Origin of the sequence: Sorangium sp. So ce693, from assembly GCF_051521375.1 — a bacterium.
In the GTDB taxonomy this organism is placed as follows: Bacteria; Myxococcota_A; Polyangia; order Polyangiales; family Polyangiaceae; genus Sorangium; species Sorangium atrum.
The window spans coordinates 11116785-11129904 of sequence record NZ_CP150347.1 but is presented as its reverse complement, the minus strand read 5'-3'; the positions used below and the strand labels follow the sequence as shown (position 1 = coordinate 11129904).

General features: G+C 72.7%; 10 protein-coding genes and 1 other RNA gene. 2 read left to right on the top strand and 9 right to left on the bottom strand.

Annotated elements, in window-relative coordinates:
* Nucleotides 1-18 precede the first annotated feature (18 nt).
* The gene (locus WMF14_RS41520) at nt 19-798 is read left to right on the top strand and encodes an ExbD/TolR family protein (protein ID WP_437795776.1); all 780 of its coding nucleotides are present in this window, start codon (nt 19-21) and stop codon (nt 796-798) included.
* A 537-nt stretch (nt 799-1335) separates the two neighbouring features.
* Entirely contained in the window at nt 1336-2625 is a 1290-nt protein-coding gene (locus tag WMF14_RS41515; protein ID WP_437795773.1) for a hypothetical protein, read from the top strand.
* 3 nt (nt 2626-2628) lie between these two features.
* Here the strand turns inward: WMF14_RS41515 and WMF14_RS41510 are convergent, their stop codons facing one another.
* The 9 genes from WMF14_RS41510 to WMF14_RS41470 form a co-directional block, all read right to left on the bottom strand.
* Nucleotides 2629-3168 carry a DUF2085 domain-containing protein gene (locus WMF14_RS41510; protein WP_437795770.1) on the bottom strand — a complete coding sequence of 180 codons (540 nt, stop codon included), beginning with the start codon at nt 3166-3168 and terminating at the stop codon, nt 2629-2631.
* A gap of 1 nt (nt 3169) precedes the next feature.
* Nucleotides 3170-4273 (bottom strand): uracil-DNA glycosylase family protein, encoded by a 1104-nt coding sequence (locus WMF14_RS41505; protein WP_437795767.1) that lies wholly within the window; start codon nt 4271-4273, stop codon nt 3170-3172.
* Between the two features lie 10 nt (nt 4274-4283).
* Entirely contained in the window at nt 4284-5243 is a 960-nt protein-coding gene (gene trxB / locus WMF14_RS41500) for a thioredoxin-disulfide reductase (protein WP_272102391.1), read from the bottom strand.
* 203 nt (nt 5244-5446) lie between these two features.
* Nucleotides 5447-7018 carry an OmpP1/FadL family transporter gene (locus tag WMF14_RS41495; protein WP_437795764.1) on the bottom strand — a complete coding sequence of 524 codons (1572 nt, stop codon included), beginning with the start codon at nt 7016-7018 and terminating at the stop codon, nt 5447-5449.
* Between the two features lie 42 nt (nt 7019-7060).
* Nucleotides 7061-8824: an MXAN_5187 family protein gene (locus WMF14_RS41490; RefSeq protein ID WP_437795762.1), complete on the bottom strand. Its 1764-nt coding sequence runs from the start codon at nt 8822-8824 to the stop codon at nt 7061-7063.
* A gap of 3 nt (nt 8825-8827) precedes the next feature.
* A complete protein-coding gene (locus tag WMF14_RS41485) occupies nt 8828-9670 on the bottom strand; it encodes a hypothetical protein (protein ID WP_437325477.1) in 843 nt (280 codons plus the stop codon).
* Nucleotides 9671-9947: 277 nt separating this feature from the next.
* Nucleotides 9948-10140, bottom strand: a non-coding RNA gene (gene ssrS / locus WMF14_RS41480) — 6S RNA.
* 310 nt (nt 10141-10450) lie between these two features.
* Nucleotides 10451-11338, bottom strand: a complete 888-nt coding sequence (locus WMF14_RS41475) for an inositol monophosphatase family protein (protein WP_272102395.1) — start codon at nt 11336-11338, stop codon at nt 10451-10453.
* Nucleotides 11335-12822, bottom strand: coding sequence for a UDP-N-acetylmuramate--L-alanine ligase (locus WMF14_RS41470; RefSeq protein WP_437795758.1), 1488 nt, complete (start codon nt 12820-12822; stop codon nt 11335-11337). Before WMF14_RS41470 ends, WMF14_RS41475 begins: the two co-directional genes overlap by 4 nt.
* Nucleotides 12823-13120 lie beyond the last annotated feature (298 nt).

Sequence of the window (13120 nt, the reverse complement as noted above, 5' to 3'; positions counted from 1 at the left end):
TGGTTACACTGCCACGTCATGAGAGCTTCCTGCCTCCTTTTCAGCGCCTCGCCGCGCCTCGCGGTCGCCGCCGGCCTGATCTTCGCTGCGGCGGCGTGCGAGAGCGCGCCGAAGCCCTCCGGGCCTGGCGCGGCCGTGACGGCGGCCCCGAGCGTCGAGGCGCCCGTCGAGCCGCCGAAGCCGAAGGGCATGCCCGAGCTGCTCGTCGACTCCATGGGCCCCTACATCGGCGGCCAGCGCGTGGATCTGGCGCAGAAGGAGGGGCCCGAGAAGCTGACGAAGGTGATCCGCGAGCTGCCGATCGAGGGCAAGCCCGTGACCCTGCTGGCCGACAAGAGGGCGAAGCCGAGCGCTGTCGCCGCCGTCGTGACGGAGCTCGGCGCGGCCGGCGCGCCGAAGGTCGTCATCAAGACCGACGGGCGAGACGACCTCCCGAAGGAGATCACGGTGGTGCCCGAGGGGCGCGTGTCGAAGCCCCCTTCCTGCGCCGTCAGCACGATGGTGCTGAAGGACCTCGCGACGGCGATCTGGCCGTTCGGCGGCGGCCTGGGCAAGAAGCAGCGCAAGGGGCTCGCCGGCCCGGATCTGTCGAACACCGGCGAGCAGCTCACGAAGGACATCGCCGCGTGCAGCGCGACGGTGGCCTTCTTCTCGGCGGACGACGAGGTCCCCTGGGAGATGGCGCACAACCTGGCGGGCACGGTCATGGCTTCCGACGCGAAGAAGAAGCTCGACACGCTCGTCCTGCTCCGCGCTGCCCCGGTCGCGGGGCGGCCGGTGCAGCTCGGTGGAGGCTGACGTGCATGGCGCCGGGGGGCTCCATCGCCTGGACCGCCGTGCCTTCGGGGCGCATCGGGCAGCGGGTGCGCTCGGTGCGCATTTTTTCGGAGGGGCTGTCAAAGGCGGCGGGGCGAGATCGCGTGTGTGCTCGTTCGAGCGCGGGTAGGGTTGGCTGGGGTGACCGCGGCACGATCCGGCACACGCGATGGTGCTGCGAAGGCACGGAAATGCGCGGGTGAGCGCTCGCCGTTGGGGTCGGCCTGGATCATGAATAGGGCGAGTCGCCGGTCCCCTGCGCCATCGGGGGCGTGACAATCACGGGAGGATGGTTCGGACATGTCGAAGCGACTTCTTGGATCGGCCCGCGCGAACAGGGGCCGGAGTCTCCGCCCCCGGGCCTCCCAGCCGCGGGTGTCGGCGGCGCCGGAGGGGCCGGCCGTCGCGACAAGGGACTCTGCGAGGCCGATCGCGAACGGCTCGGACGTCGTCGCCGAGGAAGCTGAGTGTTCCGCCGCTCCTGCGCCGGCGGCTGCCGCTGAGGACGATGCTCCCGCCGTGTCGCCGGCTCTCGAGGCGCCCGCTGCACCGATCGTAGCGGAGGTGGCCGCGGCAGCGCCGGTCGCAGCGGCAGCGCCGGTCGCAGCGGCAGCGCCGGTCGCAGCGGCAGCGCCGGTCGTTGCGGCAGCGCCGATCGTTGCGGCAGCGCCGGTCGCAGCGGCAGCGCCGGTCGCAGCGGCAGCGCCGGTCGTTGCGGCAGCGCCGGTCGCCGCGCCTGCGCCGGTCGTTGCGGCAGCGCCGGTCGTAGCGATCGCCGCGCCTGCGCCGGCGTCCGAGGCGCTCGCCGCGCAGCGCGCCGTTCCAGGCGGTACGGACGACGCGGACGCTGACAACGCCCTGGATCACGACCTGTTGATCGTGGCTCGACAAGCCGGCGCCCCGAACCAGCCGGGTGCCCTTGCGTCCCCGTCCGATGAGCTGGCGCCCGACTCGGATGCGCTCGATCTGATCGACCCTTCCTCGCCCACGGCGGCGTTCTTCCGGCGCGAGGAGGAGGAGTCGTTCCCGCCTCTCGCCGAGGTGGCCAGCGGCCCCGACGATCACGCTGACGAGCGCCTCGTGGTGGTTCATCAGCTGTCGCCCGAGACCCTCGCCCGGCGGGCGCGCCTTCGTCGGATCGTCGCAGCGGTCGCGGGGCTCGCCGGAGTGATCTCCGTGGCGGTCGTCGCCAAGGCGGTGTTCTCGAGCAAGCCGTCCTCGCCTGCTCCGGTCGCGATGGCCGCGCCGGCTCCGAAGCCAGCGCCCGTCGAGACGAAGCTCCTGGCCGCCGCGGGTGCCCCCGCTCCAGGACGGGCGAAGACGCCCGCGCAGACCGAGTCGGCGCTGATGGAGCCCTCTGCGAAGGGGGCAGGTGCCGTTCCCGATCCGGTGAAGGCGGCCGCCGAAGCGGAGAAGGCCGAGGCAGAGAAGGCCGAGGCAGAGAAGGCCGAGGCAGAGAAGGCTGCGGCAGAGAAGGCTACGGCGGAGAAGGCCGAGGCAGAGAAGGCCGAGGCAGAGAAGGCTGCGGCGGAGAAGGCCGAGGCGCCGGCGGCCGGCGCCGAGGACGCGGGCAAGCTGAAGAAGGAGGCGCTGAGCTTCCTCAACCGCGGCAGGTACAAGGACGCGATCGAGGCGTCCCGCGCGGCCATCGCGGCCGATCCGAGCGACGCGCTGCCCTACCTCTACCTGGGCTCGGCGCTCCAGGACACGGGGAAGTGGAAGGATGGCCTCGCCGCGTACAGCGATTGCGTTCGCAATGCCACGAAGGGCCCCATCCACGAGTGCAGGGCCATGGGCGGCCGCAAGTAGCGCTCAGAGCGGGCGGCGAGCGATCTGTGCGAGGAACGCCGCGGACGCGGCGTAGCCGAAGGCCACGCCCGTGGCGAGGCGGCTCGCATGCCAGACGGGGCGCAGCCCGAGGTCCTGGGTCGCCACGTCGACCGCCATCAGCGCGGCGAGGGCGATGAGGATCGGGCGCCATGCCGTGATCGCCAGGCGAGGGCGCGCGATCGCGGCGCCCGCGGCGAACCCGGCGAAGATGCCAGCGCAGCGACTGCAGAGCGGCATGACGACGCCGTCGAGCGCGAGGGATCGCTCGGGCATCCGGTGGCACAGCGGCGCGAAGACACGATCGAGCGCTGCGCCGAGCTCTCCGAGCGGCGCGCGGCTCCGCGCGAGGGCGATGCACCAGGGCAGGACGCCGAGGAGCACCAGCGCGCAGCGCACGATCGACAGCAGCGAGGGCTGCTCGGCCGGGCTCGATTCGCCGGGCGCGTGCGGCTCGGCGCCCGCGCGGACGGCGGCGGGGACCTGCGCCGCTGGCTGCCCGCGCCCGGAAGCGCACGCGGCCACCTCAGCCTCTGTCGGGCGCGCTCTTGCCGAGGTGGCGCATCACCTCTTTCAGATCGCTCCAGACCTCTCGCTTCGCGCCCGGCTGGCGCAGCAGGTAGGCCGGGTGGAACGTGGGCATGATCGGGATCGAGCCCTTGTAGAGCTTCCACGTGCCGCGGAGCTTCGTGATCCCCTCGCTCGTGCCGATCAGCCCCTGCACCGCGGTGGCGCCGAGCGCCACGATCACCTTCGGCTTGATCAGCGCGAGCTGAGCCGTGAGGTACGGGCTGCAGGCCGCCATCTCGGCCGGCTCCGGCTTCCGGTTCTTCGGCGGCCGGCACTTCACGATGTTGCAGATGTAGACCTCGTCGCGGTGGTACCCCATCGCCGCGATCATCTTGTCGAGCAGCTGCCCGGCCGCGCCGACGAACGGCTGCCCCTGCAGGTCCTCTTCCGCCCCTGGCCCCTCGCCGACGAACACGACCTCCGAGCTCGGGTCGCCGCGCGAGAACACCGTGTGGGTGCGGCCCTCGTGGAGCGGACACTTCTGGCAGGTGCGGACCTCCTCCGCGAGGAGCGCGAGGCGCGCCACGCGCTCCTCCTTCGTGTCCGGCAGCGCAGCGCTCGCGCGCGCAGCCGTCTCCGCGCGAGGCGCCGGTGCGGCGCTCACGGCAGGCCGGGGCGACGGCTCGGGACCCCGCTGCGCCTGCGTCGGCGACCACGCCCCCTGCGACTCGAGGCCGCCGCGCTGCTCCGGACGCGGGGAGGCGCCCGCGGCGCTCCCACGCTGCTCCGGAGGTGACAGGGAGGCGCTCGCGGCGGCTCCGCGCTGCTCCGGATGCGGCAGAGGGGCGCCCGCGGCGCCAGCGCGCGGCGGCGGCGGCGAGAAAGCCGCGCCGCTGCCCCCTCGCGCCACCTGCGGCGAGGGCGCATCCTGCCCGGAGAAGCCGCGCTCCGGCCGCCGAGGCGCCAGCGGAGCGCCTTCCGAGGAAGCCGCACCCAGCGCCTCGTGGAGCGCTGCAGGGTGGCCCGGCATTCCGTCTGCGCCGGTCGTTGCGTGCCATTCCAGGAACGCCCGGACCGAGGCGGTCAGATCGGCGAGCTCTTCGCGCAGCGCTTCGACCATGGTCGTCCCCTCAGTGGCCGCCCTGCTGCGCGAGCCAGCGCTCCGCGTCGAGGGCGGCCATGCAGCCCGTGCCAGCGGCCGTGACGGCCTGGCGGTAGTTCCAGTCCTGCACGTCGCCCGCGGCGAAGACGCCCGGGATGTTGGTGCGCGTCGAGCCCGGCACCGTCTTCAGGTAGCCGTTCGGGTGCGTGTCGAGCTGCCCGACGAAGAGATCGGTCATCGGCGTGTGGCCGATCGCGACGAACATCGCCGCCGCCGGCACGAGGTGGCTGTCGCCGGTCTTCGTGCTCTTCACGCGGACGCCCGTCACCATATCGGCCTTCACGTCGAGCACCTCCTCCACCACGTGGCTGTAGAGGATCTTGATCTTCGGGTTCTCGACCACGCGCTGGACCATCGCCTTCGACGCCCGGAACTCGTCGCGGCGGTGCACCAGCGTGACGCTGCTGCAGAGCCCGGACAGGTAGGTGGCCTCCTCCATCGCCGTGTCGCCGCCGCCGACGACCACGACGTCCTGGCCGCGGAAGAGCGCGCCGTCGCAGACCGCGCACGCGCTGACGCCCTTGTTCTTGAGCTTGTCCTCGCTCTCGAGGCCGATGTAGTTGGCGCGCGCGCCCGTCGCGACCACCACCGCCTTCGTCAGGTAGAGCGTGTCCTCCACCCAGATCTTGAAGGGGTGGCCCGTCAGCTCGACCTTGGTCACGTCCGCCGTCACGATCTCCGTGCCCTGATGAGCGGCCTGGTCGCGAAAGCGCTGCATCAGCTCCTGGCCGGTGATCTTCTCGGGGAAGCCGGGGTAGTTCTCGACGTCGGTCGTGAACATGAGCTGGCCCCCCGGGATCAGGCCGCCGGCGCTGAAGCCCTCGATGAGGAGCGGCTTCAGGTTGGCGCGCGCCGCATAGATGGCGGCGGTGAGCCCGGCGGGGCCGGAGCCGATGATGACCAGGTTGCGGACGTTCGATTCACTCATGATGGAGGCATCTTATAGGCGCGACCGCCTTCCGCGTCGACCGCCCCGGCGGCCCGGCGCGCCGCCGCTGCGCCGCAGCTCCGCGCGTCCTGCGCTCCGGTCCTCCATGCCGGAGGCATGCCGGAGGCATGCCGGAGGCACGCCGGAGGCACGCCGGAGGCACGTCGGAGGCACGTCGGAGCCGCGCCCGAGCAGCCGCCCGCTCAGAAGCGCATGGTTCCGCTCAGACCGAACTCGTCCAGGCTGCTCTCGAAGCGGCCGCCGTTGACGCTCTGGATGCTGCGGTAGCCGCTCAGCGCAGCGCCGGATACGGCCTTGAGGCGCCCGTTCCCGCCGTTGTCCAGCGCACCGAACGACGTGTGCTGAAACGCGGCTGAAATGTCGACCGGGCCGACCCGCGCGGTCACGCCGGCCCCGACGCCGATCCGGTAGCCGAGGTGGAAGTCGAGGTTCAGATCGGCGTCGTCCTGCCCCTTGTTCTCGAAGAAGCCGCCGGCGCGCAGCGCGAGGAGGCTCGGGAGCACGACGTAATCGCCGCCGAGCCGGACCCCCAGGACGTCACGCCAGCGGTGCGGGACGTCGGCGTTGGGAGGCACCGTGCCCACGCTCGTGCCGCGGACGGGGATGCCCTCGCGGAACCGGACCACGATCGCGTCCACCGCGCTGTTGTTGGCCCAGGTGAAGTCGAGCTCCACATCGAAGACGTCATCCGCCATCGGGTCGCGGACGCGGGGCTCGGCGGCGGAGGCGCGGCGCGCGCTCGCCGCGCTCCGCGCGCCGGCGCGAGGCCTGTGGTACCGGAGGCCGAGCTTCGCCTCCATGGGGATCCGCATCGTGAGATCGCCGGCGTTCTGCTCCTCGGTGACGTTGCACTTCGGCGCCTCGCTCTTGCAGGGGTCCTCGTCCTTGGCCCCCGCCGGCGTCCAGTAGCGAGACTCGATGGTGAGATCGGTCTTCGCGCGCACGGCGTCCTGCCACTTGAACCATGCGCCCAGGTCGAGGTGAGCCGCCGCCGCCCAGCGCGCGCCGAGGACGAAGCCTGGGATGAAGAGGTCGGTCGCCTCGGCGCGGGTGCGCAGATCGCCGTGCGCCTTGAAGTCGTCGCCGCCTTCGCCCGAGAGGGCCTCGCTGAAATTGACGAAATCGATGGCCGCCGTGCCCCAGATGAAGCCGGCGCCGAGCGAGATCCCCTCCGCGGGGGTGAAGCCGACCGAGAGCGTGGGCATCAACATCAGGGCGTCGAGCGACGTGAGCAGGTACCGCTGGGGCGACGGCTGCGTCATGTCGCCGAAGCTCGGGTGCGTGTACCGGAGCGACTCCGGCCACGCCCGCTCGCCGACGCCGTGCGGGCCGAGCACCGCGACGCCGAGGGCGAGCGCGTCGCTCAAGCGCAGGGTCGCCGCGAGCTGCGGGTTCGGGAACAGGCCGCCCTCGGCGCACACCTCGGGGTCGGGGCCGCCGTCGCTGCCGGGCGCCGGGATCGCCGTCGTGGCGCTCGGCGGGACGGGGCGGCCGCCGGGGCCGAGCCTCGTGAAGCACTGGGCCAGCTGGATGAAGTGGACGCCGCCGTGGGCGCCGCTCCGCTGCGCGGCGAGCCCAGCCGGGTTGAAGTACGCGGCGAGCGGATCGTCCGCCCGCGCGACCCACGCCCCGCCGCGGCCGAGCTGGAGCACCCCGATGTCAGGCGAGTCGAGCCCCGACGACGCGCGCGCGGCGCCGGCGGCCACCATCGCAGCGAACGCGGCGCCCGCGGCGCCGGCAGATCCTCGTCTCATGACCCCCCGTCCCCGCCGCGCGGCGATCCCCGCCGCGCGGCCTCACTTCACCGGAGACGCCTTGAGCGCCGCCTTGCCGTCCTTCACGTAGACCGTGAAGCGAACACGCGAGCAGTTGTGGCGAGCCACGAGCGCGTCCTTGTTGCGCTGCAGGGTCCCCTTGAACTTCTCGAAGGTGAGCGCGTTCGTGGGCTCCCCGCACTGCTGCTTCACCGACAGGAACTCCTCGTAGACGGCGTTCCACTCGGTGAGCTCGTCCGGATCTCCCGCGCCGTCCTGCTGCGGCGCTGGCGCTGCCGGCGCGCTCGCCGCCTCGGGGATCGGGTTCGGCAGGGCGGGCGCCCCCGGCGCCCTGGGCGGCGGCGGCGGCGGCGGGCGCCGTGGCGGCGGGCGCCCGGGAGCGCCCGCGGGCTCGAGGGCGGAGATCGGCATCCCCGCGTCCGAGACCTCCTCGATCGCCTCGACGGGCTCCACGGAGTCGCGGGCCGGCGGCGGACCGCTGAGCGGGTGCGAGCCGGGCCGCCGCGTCGGGCCGCGCGGGCTCACCATGGGCTTCGGGTAGGAGGGGCGCGAGTCGGGGCGCGGCTCGCCGGGGCCGAGCGGCACCGAGAACGCGCTCATCGCCGGCTGCGTCGGGATCGGGCCGAGCACCTGCTCGAGGTCGGCGGCCTTCCGGGGCGCGCCGCCCTTCGCGGCCACCTTCTCGACGCCGTCGTTGATGTCGGCCGCGATCTTCCGGTACGCGCCGCGGAAGCGGCTCGGCGCCAGCACGTCGACCTCCCCCTTGGCGAAGCGCGCCGCCTCGCCGCGGAAGACATGGAGCGGCCGCGTGTGCTCCAGGAACGAGAGCACCAGCCCGAGCGCGGCCATGCCGAGGACGCCGGCCAGGATCAGCACCGTCGGCACCTCGCTCTTGTCGTCGTTGTTCGCCTTGTCGAGGAAGTTGAGCGGCGAGTCGACGGACGCCGCGAGGCGGCCGACCGCGTAGCCGGCGCCGAGCTCCCACGCCTCGCCGGGCAGCCGCGCGTAGACGACGCCGAGGTGCTGGCCGATGACGCGGACCTCGGAGCGCCCCTTCTCGACGTAGTCCTTGTTGTCGTCGAGCAGCTTCAGATCCTGCGTGATCTGGTCGAGGTTCGCCTTGTCGAACCCCTCGGGCGCGCCCGAGGCGACGCGCGCCCCCTCGGCGTAGAAGCCGACGGCGGCGCCGGTGCGCTTCGTGACGGCGCGGGCGAAGGTGTCGTCGATGATCTTGGCGCCGATCACGGCGCCGACCGGCTCGCCGTTGACGTCCTGCTCGACGGGGCGCGCCACGACACGGAGGATGCGGCCCTTCCAGACCCACGCGTCATCGCGGATCCAGCCGTGGAGGGCGTCGGCGACCAGCGGGTAGCCGCCGAGCTCCCAGTCCTCGCGGTGCTCGAAGTCCACCGACGCGATCACCCGCCCGGCCGCGTCGACGGCCCACACGTGATCGAACTTGAGGTCCGGGGGCACCTCCGCGGTCGCGGTGCGCAGCGCGGTGCGGGCCTTCTCGCGCAGCTCGGCGCCGGGCTTGGCCTCGGTCGACGACTTGGCCAGCGCGGTCCGCAGGGCCGGGTTCAGCGCGACCCGGATGAGCGCGCTCGAGCGCTTCCGGGCGTCGTCGTTGAGGAACCACTCGACCGCGCTGGAGTCGGCGCTGAGCGCCTCGCTCATCGCGCGGTGGCTCGAGCGGTTGTAGAGCTGCGCGGCGACGAAGAGGACGAAGACCGCGGCGCCGAGCGCGAGCGCGAGCACCCCGTACCAGAAACGCGACAGCAGCATGGCCTACTTTCCAGCCTCCGCGCTCGGTCCGCCGGTCTCGCCCACGACGACCGCGTCTTTGATGAACTGCTCGTCCGGCCCGGGCTTCACGATCGCCTCGATGGCCTTCCCGACCGGCTCGCCGTTGAAGTAGCCCTGCAGCGTGTACGTGCCGGCCTCGATCTCCATGGCGAAGTTGCCCTGGCGATCCGGGTAGGCGATGGCCACGGCCTTCGGCTCGACGACGATCCACGACCGGACGCTCGGGGCGAGCTGGTCGCGGAGCTCGTACTTGCCGGGGCCTGGCGGCGTCCAGGCGCGGGTCTTGGCCGCGGCGATCTCGACCGGCTGGAGCCCCTTGTTGCCGACGTCGTAGATCTTGTGCGGGAACGGGTCCTGGTTCTCGAACTGGATCTGCTGGCCCTCGGCGACGACGACCGTCACCGGGGAGGTGCGGCCGCCCGCGATGACGATCGATCGCGGCGTCTTGAGCGGCGCGCCCTTCTCGCCGAGCGCGGCGATGCACAGCTCCTTCGGCGCGTAGCCGAAGAGCGCGCGGACATCGGCGCGGACGGTCGGGGACGGCTCGCGGAAGGTGTACCGGTTCGTCTTCGGGTCCTTGGCCTCGTTCCAGACCGGGTTCAGGAGCTTGGGCATGCCCGTGGTCCGGCCCTTGATCGTCACCGCTGCCAGGGCGGCGCCGGGCACGGTGAGGATCGCGAGCGTCAAGGCCAGGCGCCGGACGAAGCGCGAGCCGCCGGGGAGGCGGCGCGCGAGGTGGCCTGACGACCCAAACCGCGCTGCGCCGACGAGCGGGCGCTGCTCGCCGTGCTGCGCACCTGCAGATCGAGGGGATCTCGTATCCATCGCAGGCCCGAAGCTACCGGAAGGGGGATGAGAACGGAAACAAAAGCCGGGCCGTGCTCCGCGTGCCCTGCCTGAGCCGCCCCCCGGGCTCCCCGTTCCTTGTGCGGTGTGCTCGGCCTTGTTTCGGGCCGCGCTCCATGCCGCGAGCGCCGCGAGCGCCGCGCCCAGGCGGGGTACCCCCCGCCGTCAGGTGACGCCGCGGTGCGCCGGTCGCCGGGCGCATGTCGAGGACATCAAAAAACTGCGGGCCGCTTGGACGGCCCGCAGGAGAGAGATGTTCCGTACCGCCGAGGACGTGGGCCGAAGGACTTGAACCCCTAGCATAGCTGCTAGGTGGGAGCCTAAGTACCGCTTCAGGCTTCCCGGTGAATGGTTCCGGGCCTAGCTCACCACGGTATCGTTGTTGGCTCCCTGGTTCTTGCTTACTCGGGATTCAATCGTCCAGCGCCTCACGAAGTCGGCAGAGGGAACAACCATAGGATAGTTCACTGGGCGGCTCCGTCAACCGCTCTTCCGCACGTCCTCATGTTTTGCTCATGTTTTGATGGGCGCGCTCGCCGTTTGACGCTCTTGACTCTTGACGCTCGCCGTTCGCCACTCGTCGCTCGCCGCTCGCCGCTCGCCGCTCGCCGCTCGCCGCTCGCCGTTCACGTCGCTCGCCTCGCCTCGCACGGGTCATGCATGAATCGCGCACGGATCTCGCTCGATTCGCCCGCGAGTCATGCACGGGTCAGGCATGAGAGCCTGATGGCGTACGGGTAGCCCCGAGCTGGGCGGCGCCTAGCAGGTCGGCGGGCCCGGGTGGGAGAACAGCGCGACGATGGCGGCATGGACGAGGCCGTTCGACGCCACGATGTTGCCTGTATGGTAGTTCGGCAAACCGCCGTCGAGCGCGGTGACGACGCCGCCCGCGCCGCGCACGATCGCGCTTCCGGCGGCGACGTCCCATGCATGCAACCGGCGCTCCCAGTACGCATCGTAGGTTCCGTCCGCGACCATGCAGAGATCGATGGCCGCGCTGCCGCAACGACGCACGGCCTGAGCGTTGCGCTTGACGGTCATGAAGGCGTCGAAGTTGTTGTCCGGCGCCCGGTCGCGGATCGGCGGGAAGCCGGTCGCCACCATCGCGCGCTGCAGCGACGCCGTGGCGCTGACAGCGCATCGCTCGCCGTTGCGGCGCGCCTCTCCGTCGATCGCCGCCGTGCTCACCGGCGCGCGAGCGGCGTCGCGCGGGCCTGGCTCGCGCGGCCGGAAGCCCGTCCAGCGCAGCCCGAGCGCGGGCGCGACGACGGCGCCGGCGACGGGCACGTCGTCATCCATCAGGCCGACGGACACGCACCAGAACGGGTGGCCGTGGACGAAGTTCGTCGTGCCGTCGAGCGGATCGACGTACCAGACGAGCCCGCCGCGCGGCTCCTCGCGGCGCGCGGCGCTCCGCTCCTCGCCGACGACGGCGACGCCGGGCGTGAGCGCGTCGAGCCGCGCGACGAGCAGGTCCTCGCTCGCCCGGTCGAACTCGGTCACGAGGTCGTGCGGCCCCTTCTCCTCCACGTGCAGGCCGCGCGGCCCTGCCCGGAACCCGGCCTGGACGAGCGCCGCTGCCTCCTCGGCGACGCGCAGCGCGATCGCGGAGAGCTCGAGCAGCTCGGCTGATCCGCGCCCGCTCATCGCGCCCCCGCCGACAGCGCGCCGCGGAGCTTCTCGTAGATGCCGCCGAACGCCCCGTTGGACAGGAGCGCGATCGTGTCGCCCTCCCGCGCGTCGCGCGCGATCGCGGCGACGATCGCGTCCACCGAGCCCGCCGCCTCCGCGCGCTTGCCCCCGCGCTCGAGGTCGTGCACCAGCCTGTCGAGATCGAGCCGCTCGCCGGCGGCGATGTCGGGGCGCCCGAGCGGCGCCAGCACGACGCGGTCGGCCGCGTCGAACGCGCGCGCGTAAGGCTCCTGGTGGAGGGCGCGGCACGCGGTCGCGCTGCGCGGCTCGAACACCGCCCACAGCGCGCCTCCCGGGTGCCTGGACCGGAGCGCGCGCAGCGTCTCGTCCACCGCTGTCGGGTGGTGCGCGAAGTCGTCGTAGACGCGGACCCCGCGCGCCTCGAAGAGGAGGTCCTGCCGGCGCCGGACGCCGGTGAAGCCGGCGAGCGCCGTGGTCGCGGTCGAGAGCGGCACGCCGAAGCCCTGCGCCGCGGCCGCGATCGCGGCGATGGCGTTGCGCACGTTGTGGTGCCCCGGCATCTGCAGGGCGAAGCGCCCGGCCAGGACGCCGCCGGCGTACAGATCGAACGACTGGCCGCTCTCGCCGGCCTCCGCGGGCGCGGCGAGCCAGTGCGGCGGCTGCCCGTGCGTGTCGTCGCCCTCGAGCGCGAACCACGCGACCTCTGCGCGCGCCGAGCGCGATACCATCTCGACGACCCGCGGATCGTGCGCCGCCGCCACGAGGAGCCCGGCCTCCGGGATCCGCTCGACGAACCCGCGGAACGCCGCCTCGTAGGACGCGGCGTCGGGGTAGATGTCGATGTGATCGTGCTCCATCGACGTGACGACCCCCACCTCGGGCTGGTAGTGCCAGAACTTCGGCGTCTTCTCGAAGAAGGCGGTGTCGTACTCGTCGCCTTCGACGACGAACGGCGTCCTGCGGCGACCCGCGCCCGCCTCGCCGAGGAGCGGCAGGCCGCGGCGGTCGCTCGCCGAGGAGGCGCTCCGGGGCAGGCGGAAGCTCGCCTCGAAGTTCTTCGGCAGGCCGCCGATGAGGAAGCCCGGGTCCCTGCCCGCCTCGTGGAGGATCCACGCGCACATCGAGCTCGTCGTCGTCTTGCCGTGCGTGCCGGCCACGACGAGCGCGGAGCGGCCCGCGAGCATGTGATCCGCGAGCGCGTGCGCCATCGTGGTCACCCGCATGCCTCCGTCGATCGCGGCGCGGGCCTCGGGGTTCGTCGGGCGGCAGACGTTGCCGATCACGACGAGATCGGGCCGGGGGTCGAGGTGCGCGGGATCGAACCCGGTCAGGAGGCGGATGCCCCACCGCTCGAGGGCCGGCCCCATGGGCGGGTAGAACGAGACGTCGGAGCCCGAGACGTCGTGCCCCGCGGCCTTGAAGAGCCCCGCCAGCGCACCCATGCCGGTGCCCGCGACGGCGACGAAGTGGACGTGCATCGCGGCGCAGTGTGCCCGAGCGCCCCGGGGGGGCAAGGGGGCATCCGCGCGAGAGCTCGCCAGACCGCGCCGGTCCCAGGAGTCGCCGCGCGCAACGCCCGCGATGCCTGGAGTCGCGCGCGCAACCTCGTTGCGGGGATACCGAAGACAGCGAGCGCCCCGTGACTCGACATCTCGCGCTCGGCGCGTTGACCGGTCCTTTCAGACTCCTTGTCTGGACGGCTCGACCGAAAGGGCGGCTCGACCGAAAAGGCGGTTCGACCGAAGAGGCGAGCGGGCCGCTGCGCCGCGGCGCGCG

What these genes read in the sequence shown, in the direction of transcription:
- trxB (WP_272102391.1), bottom strand. Translation starts at nt 5,243, where the DNA reads ATGAGTGAATCGAACGTCCGCAACCTGGTCATCATCGGCTCCGGCCCC.
- WMF14_RS41505 (WP_437795767.1), bottom strand. Translation starts at nt 4,273, where the DNA reads ATGGTCGAAGCGCTGCGCGAAGAGCTCGCCGATCTGACCGCCTCGGTC.
- WMF14_RS41470 (WP_437795758.1), bottom strand. Translation starts at nt 12,822, where the DNA reads ATGCACGTCCACTTCGTCGCCGTCGCGGGCACCGGCATGGGTGCGCTG.
- WMF14_RS41475 (WP_272102395.1), bottom strand. Translation starts at nt 11,338, where the DNA reads ATGAGCGGGCGCGGATCAGCCGAGCTGCTCGAGCTCTCCGCGATCGCG.
- WMF14_RS41495 (WP_437795764.1), bottom strand. Translation starts at nt 7,018, where the DNA reads ATGAGACGAGGATCTGCCGGCGCCGCGGGCGCCGCGTTCGCTGCGATG.
- WMF14_RS41485 (WP_437325477.1), bottom strand. Translation starts at nt 9,670, where the DNA reads ATGGATACGAGATCCCCTCGATCTGCAGGTGCGCAGCACGGCGAGCAG.
- WMF14_RS41490 (WP_437795762.1), bottom strand. Translation starts at nt 8,824, where the DNA reads ATGCTGCTGTCGCGTTTCTGGTACGGGGTGCTCGCGCTCGCGCTCGGC.
- WMF14_RS41520 (WP_437795776.1), top strand. Translation starts at nt 19, where the DNA reads ATGAGAGCTTCCTGCCTCCTTTTCAGCGCCTCGCCGCGCCTCGCGGTC.